Here is a 9,361-nt window from a genome sequence, read left to right on the forward strand (position 1 = left end):
CGCTGTCCAGGTGGTCGCGGCCGATCACGATCGGCGCCTGGAGCTCGCCGGAGGCCACCATGTCGTTGAACCGCTCGCCCGCGACGTTGCGCTCGCCGTAGCCGAGCCAGCAGATGCGCGCGGGCAGGCCCTGGAAGTGCACCTTCTCGCCGGCCTGCGCGATCCACCTGGCCAGCGGCTCGTTGTCGGGGAACAGCTCCAGGATCGCGCGGTCGGTCGCGGCGATGTCGGCCGGGTCGCCGCTCAGCGCGGCCCACCGGAACGGCCCCTTGCCCTCGCAGAACAGCGGCCTGATGTACGCCGGCACGAACCCGGGGAAGTCGAAGGCCCGCGTGTACCCGGCCAGCTGGGCCTCCCCGCGGATGGAGTTGCCGTAGTCGAACACCTCGGCGCCGGCGTCCTTGAAGCCGACCATGGCCTCGACGTGCCGGGCCATCGACGTGCGCGCCCGCTCGGTGAAGCCGGCCGGGTCCTTGTCGCGTTCGGCGCCCATGTCCTCGAAGGCGACGCCGACCGGCAGGTACATCAGCGGGTCGTGCGCGGAGGTCTGGTCGGTGACGATGTCGATCTCGGCGCCCCCGGCCAGCAGCTCGGGCAGGGCCTCGGCGGCGTTGGCCACGACGCCGATGGACAGCGGGCGGCGCGCGTCGCGGGCCTCGTAGGCCAGCCGCAGCGCCTCCTCCAGGGAGGCCGCCTGCACGTCGAGGTAGCGGTGCTCGATGCGGCGGGTGACCGAGCGGGGGTCGCAGTCGATGCAGATCGCGACGCCGCCGTTCATGGTGACGGCCAGCGGCTGGGCGCCGCCCATGCCGCCGAGGCCGGCCGTGAGGGTGATCGTGCCGGCCAGCGAGCCGCCGAACCGCTTCGCGGCGACCGCGGCGAACGTCTCGTACGTGCCCTGGAGGATGCCCTGGGTGCCGATGTAGATCCACGAACCGGCGGTCATCTGGCCGTACATGGTGAGGCCGGCCGCCTCCAGGCGGCGGAACTCCTCCCAGTTGGCCCAGTCGGGGACCAGGTTGGAGTTGGCGATGAGCACCCGGGGGGCCCATTCGTGGGTGCGGAAGACGCCCACCGGGCGGCCCGACTGGACCAGCAGCGTCTCGTCGCCCTCCAGCGTGGTCAGGGTCCTGACCATGGCGTCGAAGGAGGGCCAGTCGCGGGCGGCCCGGCCGGAGCCGCCGTAGACGACCAGCTGCTCGGGGTGCTCGGCGACCTCGGGGTCCAGGTTGTTCTGGAGCATGCGGAGCGCCGCCTCCTGCGGCCACCCCTTCGCGGTGATCGTGGTGCCTCGCGGTGCGCGCACGCTGCGGCTCATGGTGACCCTCCTGAATGAACACATTCACCTTTGTCACCCGAAGACTACGGTGGACCGCGTCCAGCGGTCCACCGCAGGCTGCAGGCGAAGCCTGCGCCTACGGTCCCCAAGCGTCCAGCGGTCCACCGCAGGCTGCAGGCGAAGCCTGCGCCTACGGTCCCCAAGCGTCCAGCGGTCCACCGCAGGCAGCAGGCGAAGCCTGCGCCTACGGTCCCCAAGCGTCCAGCGGTCCACCGCAGGCAGCAGGCGAAGCCTGCGCCTACGGCCCCCGAACGCCCAACGGACCGCTTTGCGGCCTTCAGCTCACCAAGAACTGGGTGGCGGCCAGTTCGCGGTAGAGGTCGTCGTCCGCGACGAGTTCGGCGTGGGTGCCGACCGCCCGTACGCCGCCCGCCTCCATCACCACGATCCGGTCGGCGTTCGTCACGGTGGACAGCCGGTGGGCGATGACCAGCACGGTCGTCTCGGCCGCCACCTCGGCGATGACCTCGCGCAGCCGCAGCTCGTTGACCGCGTCGAGCTGGGACGTGGCCTCGTCGAGCAGCAGCAGCCTGGGCCTGCGCAGCAGCGCCCTGGCGATGGCGACCCGCTGCCGCTCGCCGCCGGACAGCAGCACGCCGCGGTGGCCCACCGCCGTGTCGAGCCCTTCGGGCAGCCGGGCGACCAGGTCGTCGAGCCGGGTGCGGGTGACGGCGCGGCGCAGCTCGTCCTCGGTGGCGTCCTGGGCGGCGAAGAGCAGGTTCTCGCGCAGCGTGCCGGCTAGGACGGGGGCGTCCTGCTCGACGTAGCCGAGCGCGGCCCGCAGCTCGCCGAGCGGCCAGTCGCGGATGTCCCGGCCGCCGATGGAGATCAGGCCGTCCTGGTGCTCGTAGAAGCGTTCGAGCAGGGCGAACACCGTGGACTTGCCCGCGCCGGACGGCCCGACCAGCGCCGTGAGCCCGCCCGCGGGCACCTCGAAGGTGACGCCGTCGTGCACGGCGGGACGGTCGTCGCCGTACCGGAAGACGACGTCCTGGAACCGCAGGCCCACCGGCGTGCCCGCGACCGGGACGGCGGCGCTGACCGGCTCGCCGGGCAGGTCCTCGATCTCCTTGATGCGCCGCATCGCGGCCAGCCCGTTCTGGAGCTGGACGGCGCCCTGGACGAGCTGCCCGATCGGCGGCACCAGGTAGAACAGGTAGAGCAGGAACGCGATCAGGGACGAGACCTCCAGCACGCCCGACGCCACCCGCGACCCGCCGACGGCCAGCACGCACAGGAAGGCGATCTGCACGGCCATCCAGGTCGCCACGCCGGCCAGCGACGTCCAGCCGGCCACCTGCAGCCCGCGGTCGCGGGCGCGCTCGGCCGCCTCCCCGACGACCGCGATCTCCCGCTCCTCCGCGCCGCTGGCCTTGACCGTCCGGTACGCCTGCAGCGCCCGGTCCAGCACGGCCCCCATCTCGCCGACGGCCTCCTGGGCCTGCGTCTGCGCCCGCTGGATGCGCGGCATGATGAGCGCGACCAGGCCGCCGATCACCACCACCACGAGCAGCGTGACCAGCAGCAGCACGCCGTCCATGGTGGCCATCATGATGATCGCGCCGATCAGCATGAAGACCGCGCTGACCGACTCCACGATCCCGTTGGTCAGCACCGCGCGCAGCAGCGTCGTGTCACTCGTCACCCGCGACATCAGGTCGCCGGGCTTGAGCCGGTCGACGTCGGCGACCCTGAGCCGGAGCATCCGGTCGACGAGCCTGCGCCGGGCGCCCAGCACGACGCCCTCGCCGGTGCGTTCCATCAGGTAGGTGCCCCCGGCCGAGACGACGGCTCCGACGAGCACCGCCACGGTCAGTCCTAACAGCGGCGCGGCCAGCGACTGGTCTTCTCCGAAGGCGTCCACGACGTACTTGGCCAGCAGGGGCATCGCCAGCCCCGCCACCGAGCCGATCAACCCGAGCAGACCGCCCGCGATCAGGACCTTCCGATGCGGCCTGAGGTAGGCCAGCAGCTCTTTGAGCACCCCAACTCCTCTCACGACATTTCTCGAAATTGCCCAACGAACGGCGCAACGCGATCCGCACCGCCACGCCCGGGTCAACTTAGATTGACGACCAAAGTATGTCAACTTTCGTTGACGCCTCCTCCTTGAGAAGGAGACGTACGGGCGATCGCCGCCCCCTGGCACCGGAATCGGCGGCGGCCCTATAGTCATGTCCATGAGTAGTCATGTTCTTGAGCGTCGCTGATGGCGTTGCGGCATGCCGTGCTGGCGGCGCTGCTCGACGGCGAGTACAGCGGCTACCAGCTCACCAAGATCTTCGACGTGGGCGTCTCCAACTTCTGGTACGCCGCCCCCCAGCAGCTCTACGCCGAGCTGACCAGGCTGGAGGCCGACGGCCTGGTCACCGGCCGGGAGGTGGTCCAGCGCGGCCGTCCGAACAAGCGCCTGTTCTCGGTCACCCCGGCCGGCCTGGACGAGCTGGCCGGCTTCGCCGCTGCTCCGGCCAAGCCGTTGCTGCTCCGCGACGACCTGGCCGTCAAGGTCCACGCGGCCGACCGGCTCGACCCGGCGCCGCTGATCGCCCAGCTCCTCGACCGCGCCGGGGAGGCCGCCGCCAAGCTCGCGTTCTTCGAGCAGACCCTGCTGCGCCTGCGCGGCGACCGCGACGAGGAGTCGTTCCTGCGCGAGGGCGAGCGGGTCGGCCCGTACCTGTCCTGCCTGGCGGGCTGCCGCCTGGAGCGGGAGATGCGCGACTGGTGCCTGAGCACCGCCCGGACGCTCGGCGAGCGCGCCGCCCGGACCTCGGAGGAGAACCCGTGACCTACACCCGTTACGTCGCGCTCGGCGACAGCCAGACCGAGGGCCTCGGCGACGGCGACGACGTCCTCGGCCACCGCGGCTGGGCCGACCGGCTCGCCGAGCACCTGGCCCGCGGCAATCCCGGCCTGCTCTACGCCAACCTCGCGGTACGCGGCCGGGTGGCCGCCCAGATCCGCGCCGAGCAGCTTCCCGCCGCGCTGGAGCTCCGTCCCGACCTGGCCACGGTCATGGCGGGCATGAACGACGTCATCCGTCCCGGCTTCGACGCCGCCGCCGTCGCGGCCGACCTGGAGCACATGTTCGCGGCGCTGACCGGGGCGGGCGCGCGGGTGGTGACCGTGACCTTCCCCGACATCGGCCGGATCGCGCCGCTGGCCAGGCCGCTGCTGCCGCGCGTGCTCGACCTCAACGCCCGCGTCCGCGAGGCCGCCGCCCGGCACGGCGTGACGCTGGTGGACACCTTCCCCGACACGGCAGTGACCGACGCGCGGTTGTGGAGCCCCGACCGGCTGCACGCCAGCCCGGCCGGGCACGCCAGGTTCGCCGCGTCGGTGGCGTACGCGCTGGAGCTGCCCGGCAGCGACGACGGCTGGAACCTGCCGCTGCCCGTGCTGCCGCCGCCCGGCCGCCTGCGCACGGCGGCGGCGGAGGTCCGCTGGCTGGGCTCGTTCGCCGGGCCGTGGATCGCCCGACGCCTGCGGGGCCGCTCCTCGGGCGATGGCCGGGTGTGCAAGCGCCCGGCGCTCGCGCCGGTGCTCCTCGGCCTGCCGGATCAGTCGACCTCGGGCAGGTCGGGATCGTCGTAGTCGGCGTCGCCGTCGTCGGCCCTGCGCAGCTTGATGTCCTCGGCCCACTCCAAGGCGAAGGCGCGGATGTCCGCGATGTGCCGTTCGTCCAGGCCGTGGGCCTCGAAGCGTTCGTCGCTCATGAGCTCGACGAACTCCAGCCGCATGAGCAGCTCCTGCGGCGAGAAGTCGTCGAGATGGACGGCGGCGAGGCGTTCGAGGTCGCGGAAGGAGAACACGTGCGCCGCCGAGGCCGCGTCGGCGACGTCGGCCGGCAGCCCCCTCTCGTGCAGGTCGCGCACCCGCAGCCCGATCACGTCCGCCGGGGCCGCCACCGGCAGGCCATCGCACACCACCGGGGGCTCGCGCAGCGCCTCGCGCGTGAGGACGATCTCGGCGTCGCGCCCGATGGACGGGTCCGTGACGGTCAGGCGGGCCGCCCACGCGGCGCTCTCGGCGACCTCGGCGACCAGCCCGCCGGCGCGCAACGCGGCCACGACGTCGCCAGCGGCGGACGGCAGGGGCCCTTCGGCGGCGGTCACCAGGTCGATGCCCTCGACCAGGCGGTCGGTGAAGCCGTGGGCCCGCAGGGCGTGGCCGCCCGCCAGCAGCAGCCCGTGCCGCTCGCCGGCCGGGGACAGGGCCCGCAGCAGGCGCTCGGGGAACGGCGGTAAGCGCATCAGAGCGCGGCGGGGGGCGCGAGCGGTGTCATGGGTCAAGTATGCCGACGGCCGCGCCGGCTGGAGGGCAGGTCGTGCCGCCCCGACAGGAACTCCTGGAACGCGATCTTGGCCCTGATGACCGGCCGCCGCCAGCGTTCCTCACGATGGACGGCGGTGGCCAGCTTGCGGGGCGAGCGTCCGCCGCGGAAGAACCAGCGGGCCCACGGCGAGCCGGGACGGGCCAGGCGCACGGCGCCCACCACGAGCAGTAAAGGCAGGAACAGCCCCGCCATCCCGGTCCAGATCTTGCCCTTGAGCAGCGTGATCACCGCCAGCGCGAGGTTGGCCACGATCAGCGCCGCCGGGTTGACCGGCGTGCCGTAGTCCCAGGTCAGCGGGCGCAGGCCGATGAGGAGCAGGCCGGTCACGGCGACGGCGATGAAGACCGCGTCCACCGAGGTGCGCCCCTCCTCCTCCCAGTAGACGTCGTGCAGGTGCAGGATCAGCGCGAACTCGTCCAGCACGAGGGCGGAGCCGACGCCGAACACGCAGGCGGCGACCACCTGCCCGGCCTGCGCGGCGCCGTTGACGATGAGCCCGGTCACGCCTCCGATGAGCATGAGCACGACGCCGAACACGACGTGGTGGATGTGCATCTCGCCCACGTTCACGTTGCGGAACCAGCCGACCTTGGCCCTGATCAGGCGGACGTTGATGCGGGTGGCGATGAACGCCACGATGAGCGTGACGAAGTAACAGAACAGCGGCAGCCGTCCCGTGGTGACGATGTTGCTCTGGAACCAGTTCCCCATGACCTTAGAAGTCGATGGTACGAGCCGGAACAGCCTTGTATGTCCGCTGCGGGAGGGCTCATGAGGTGGCTCTCGCCTGGAGGGCCCGTTCGTAGCCCTCGATGACGAGCTGCCGCCTGATGTTGTCGCGTACCTGGTCGAAAGGGGGCGCGCCGGGGGCCGCGGTGCGGGCGTACCGGTCGCGCAGGCGGCGTTCGGACAGGTCGAGGGTGGCCGCGTGCAGCTTGCCGAGCGCCGAGTCCAGCTCGGCGGCCCGCACCTGCGCGTAGGTGTACTGGTCGTAGGAGGGCACGCCCGGGATCGGGCGGCCGGAGCGCGCGGCCTGCGCGCGGCGGGCGTTCTCGGCGGCCAGCTCGCGCTGGAACCCCTGCTCGCTGACGTCGGCGAGCAGGCCCGCCTCGCGGGCCCAGATCCGCCGCGCCTTGTCCAGCACGGCGGCCCGCACCGCCCGCTCCCTGAGCCGCCGCGCCGGGGTGACGCCGTCGCGGGGACGGTCCCAGAAGCCAGGGCCGAGCCCCTGGGCGGCGAACTCGGAGATCACCTCGGCGCGCACGGTCTCGGCCGCCCGCAGCACCTCGGCCCCGCTCACCGGCTCCCCCTCGAACGTGACGACCGTGTCCCCGGGACGCATCCCGAGCACCTCCGCCACGCCCGCGGACGCCGCCCGCGCCGGAACCCCGCCCCCGGCCCCCTTCCCCGACACCGCGATGCCGGCGACGAGCACCCCGGCCAGGGCGAGAGCCGCCCACAGGACCCGCCCGCGCGCCGGGTACCCCGGACGCGGGCCGGACACCCGGCGCGGCCGGCCGGTGGCCGGGGTGCTCGTCACGGCGTCAGCTCGCGATCTTCATGTCGAAGACGTGGAACCCCGCGTTCGCCAGCGGGCTGCCCGCCGGGAAGGTCACCGTGGCGACCGTCCTGGACGCGTCGAGCGGCACCGCGTAGCCGAACACCGACACGCCCGACTCGCGCGTCTGCCCGGTGGCCGGGTTCTTGTAGCTGGTCTGCGTCATGTTGTGGTAGTCGGCGCGGGCCACGAGCACGCCACCGGCGGGCGCGGTCGCGTCCCACTGGTCGCCGAACCTGACGGTCTTGTCCTCGGTCGTCCCGTCGGTGTAGGTGACCTTGAACACGCCCTCGCGCGCCTTCAGGCCACCGGCTCCGAGCAGGACCAGCCTGGCACCCTGCCCCGGCAGCGCGACCGTCTGCCCGGCGGCCTTGACGTTGTCGGTCATGCCGTACGGGCGCGGGTGCCAGACGAAGTCGGCGCCGAGCACGTTCACGGTCCGGCCCGGCGTCAGGCCCGCCTTCTCCAGCGCCTGGCCGGAGTAGCTGCGGCCGCTGGTGGAGAAGCCGCCGACGTTGGGGTTGAGGTCGGAGCTGACCGCGACGTTGTTGTACGCCTCCTCGACCGAGCCCGCCACGACCGGCGCGGTGGCCGGCCCGTTGTAGGCCCCGCGCGAGACCGTGCCGGCGACCTGGTTGCCGAAGTAGTCGCGGTCGCCCAGACCGTCCACGACCGCGCCGGACGCGAGCGCGGGCGAGCCTTCGAGCAGCTTGTAGCCGTCCACGTCGGCGGCCCCGTCGGCGGTGCCGGGGGCGGCGAGCCCGGGGTCGGCGGTCACCGCGCGGGCGTCGGCCGCCGGCACGGCCACGCCGCCGTGGTAGACGTTGGAGTCGTAGCCGATGCCGGGGGCCGCGGGCAGCGTGCCGGACGGCGCGTAGAAGATGTTGTTGACGATCTTCGAGTTCCCGGTGGGCACGGCCACGTCGAGCTTCTGCGACGGGCAGAAGAACGTGTTGTTGTACAGCCACAGCGGGCTCGTGTTGTCGCCGGAGGCGTTGCCCGCGATGCGGCAGTCGTCCTGGGCGATGTTGAACCGCAGGATGGCGGTGGCCTTGTAGTTGGGGAACTCGGTGCAGCTCTGGCAGCCGAGGTAGAAGCCGCCGGCGTTGTCGTGCGAGTAGTTGTACTGGTAGACGCACGAGCCCTTGATGCCGCCGTCGCAGTCCCAGGCGGTGGAGTCGAAGATGGTGGGCCGCTGCCGGGTCACCTCGTTGAACTGAAATACCGGGTCAACAGAGTTGATCGGCCACATTCCCGCGAAATTTCCGTCTACGTACGGGTATTTCCCGGCGCCGCCCTCGTCGAACAGGTTCTGCTCCACCAGCGGCCGGTCCGAGGCGTGCACCACGATGCCGTCGCCGCCGACCGCGCGGATGGTGTTGCGGGCGATGAGCACGTTCCGGTGGTAGTCGGTGCCCTTGCGGCTGATCTTGATGCCGCCGCCGCCCGTGTCGTGCACGTAGTTGCCGGTGATCGTGATGCCGTCGAGATAGCCGACCTTGCCCTCGGGCAGCGCCTGGACGCTGATGCCCGCCGAGTAGGCGAACCAGGAGCTGTTCGCCCCGGTCTTGTTGCCCCATCCGGCGACGTCGGAGACCTCCAGGTCCCGCAGGACCAGCCCGGCCTTCGGCTCGGGGGTGGTGGAGTTGTACTGCACGCCGGTCCGCTTGGCCGTGGTGCCCGCCGGGTTGGTGATGTGCAGCTTCTCCAGCGTCACGTAGCTGTTGTCCACCAGGTGGACGGCCCACTCGCCGCCGTCGCCCTGGATGATCGGCTTGGGGCCCTCGCCGTAGGAGGTGAAGACGACGGGGTGCGCGGCCGTGCCGGAGCCGACGGGTTCGAGCCGGCCGGCGCAGACGGTCCCCGCCCTGAACTTGATCGTGTCCTTCTCGCGGAAGGTGATGGCGTTGACGGCGTCCAGGCTGTTCAGCGGCCCGGCGGCATTGCGCCCTGAGCCGCCGTCCGGCGCCTGGCAGTCGACGAAGAAGTTCCGGGCGGCGGCCGCTTCCGCGGGGGTGGCGACCAGTCCGGCCGCCACGACCAGGGCCGCGACTAACTGAAGGCGCATGTTTCCTCTCCGGGGGTGTTTCAGGCGAACTCTGAGCAGCTCAGAGCGGTTCAGAGCGGGCTG

At 72.3% G+C, this 9,361-nt stretch carries 8 protein-coding genes; 2 read left to right on the forward strand and 6 right to left on the reverse strand.

Features of this window, described 5'->3' with window-relative positions; all coding sequences use genetic code 11:
• A partial coding sequence (gene hutU / locus ACWCSD_RS40045; protein WP_449922700.1) for a urocanate hydratase occupies nt 1–1,318 on the reverse strand: 1,318 nt, incomplete at its 3' end.
• Between the two features lie 298 nt (nt 1,319–1,616).
• Nucleotides 1,617–3,323 carry an ABC transporter ATP-binding protein gene (locus ACWCSD_RS40050; RefSeq protein WP_449922702.1) on the reverse strand — a complete coding sequence of 569 codons (1,707 nt, stop codon included), beginning with the start codon at nt 3,321–3,323 and terminating at the stop codon, nt 1,617–1,619.
• 225 nt (nt 3,324–3,548) lie between these two features.
• Here ACWCSD_RS40050 and ACWCSD_RS40055 point away from each other — a divergent pair, with 225 nt between their 5' ends.
• A complete protein-coding gene (locus ACWCSD_RS40055) occupies nt 3,549–4,124 on the forward strand; it encodes a PadR family transcriptional regulator (protein ID WP_397162513.1) in 576 nt (191 codons plus the stop codon).
• Nucleotides 4,121–4,930: an SGNH/GDSL hydrolase family protein gene (locus ACWCSD_RS40060; protein ID WP_397162512.1), complete on the forward strand. Its 810-nt coding sequence runs from the start codon at nt 4,121–4,123 to the stop codon at nt 4,928–4,930. Before ACWCSD_RS40055 ends, ACWCSD_RS40060 begins: the two co-directional genes overlap by 4 nt.
• On the opposite strand, the gene ACWCSD_RS40065 is transcribed toward ACWCSD_RS40060, so the two are convergent.
• Genes ACWCSD_RS40065 through ACWCSD_RS40080 form a run of 4 tightly spaced genes read right to left on the reverse strand, consistent with a single transcriptional unit; the run spans nt 4,897 to nt 9,298 of the window.
• Nucleotides 4,897–5,589: a nucleotidyl transferase AbiEii/AbiGii toxin family protein gene (locus ACWCSD_RS40065; protein WP_449922705.1), complete on the reverse strand. Its 693-nt coding sequence runs from the start codon at nt 5,587–5,589 to the stop codon at nt 4,897–4,899. The genes ACWCSD_RS40060 and ACWCSD_RS40065 overlap by 34 nt on opposite strands.
• A gap of 35 nt (nt 5,590–5,624) precedes the next feature.
• Nucleotides 5,625–6,383, reverse strand: a complete 759-nt coding sequence (locus ACWCSD_RS40070) for a hypothetical protein (protein ID WP_387667845.1) — start codon at nt 6,381–6,383, stop codon at nt 5,625–5,627.
• 58 nt (nt 6,384–6,441) lie between these two features.
• A complete protein-coding gene (locus tag ACWCSD_RS40075; RefSeq protein WP_449922707.1) occupies nt 6,442–7,212 on the reverse strand; it encodes a hypothetical protein in 771 nt (256 codons plus the stop codon).
• A gap of 4 nt (nt 7,213–7,216) precedes the next feature.
• Nucleotides 7,217–9,298 carry a hypothetical protein gene (locus ACWCSD_RS40080; protein ID WP_449922709.1) on the reverse strand — a complete coding sequence of 694 codons (2,082 nt, stop codon included), beginning with the start codon at nt 9,296–9,298 and terminating at the stop codon, nt 7,217–7,219.
• Nucleotides 9,299–9,361: the final 63 nt, after the last annotated feature.

The organism is Nonomuraea sp. NPDC001684 (genome assembly GCF_053596515.1).

Coding starts and splice junctions, on each gene's coding strand:
- ACWCSD_RS40055 (WP_397162513.1), top strand. CDS start 3,549: ATGGCGTTGCGGCATGCCGTGCTGGCGGCGCTGCTCGACGGCGAGTAC.
- ACWCSD_RS40070 (WP_387667845.1), bottom strand. CDS start 6,383: ATGGGGAACTGGTTCCAGAGCAACATCGTCACCACGGGACGGCTGCCG.
- ACWCSD_RS40080 (WP_449922709.1), bottom strand. CDS start 9,298: ATGCGCCTTCAGTTAGTCGCGGCCCTGGTCGTGGCGGCCGGACTGGTC.
- ACWCSD_RS40065 (WP_449922705.1), bottom strand. CDS start 5,589: ATGCGCTTACCGCCGTTCCCCGAGCGCCTGCTGCGGGCCCTGTCCCCG.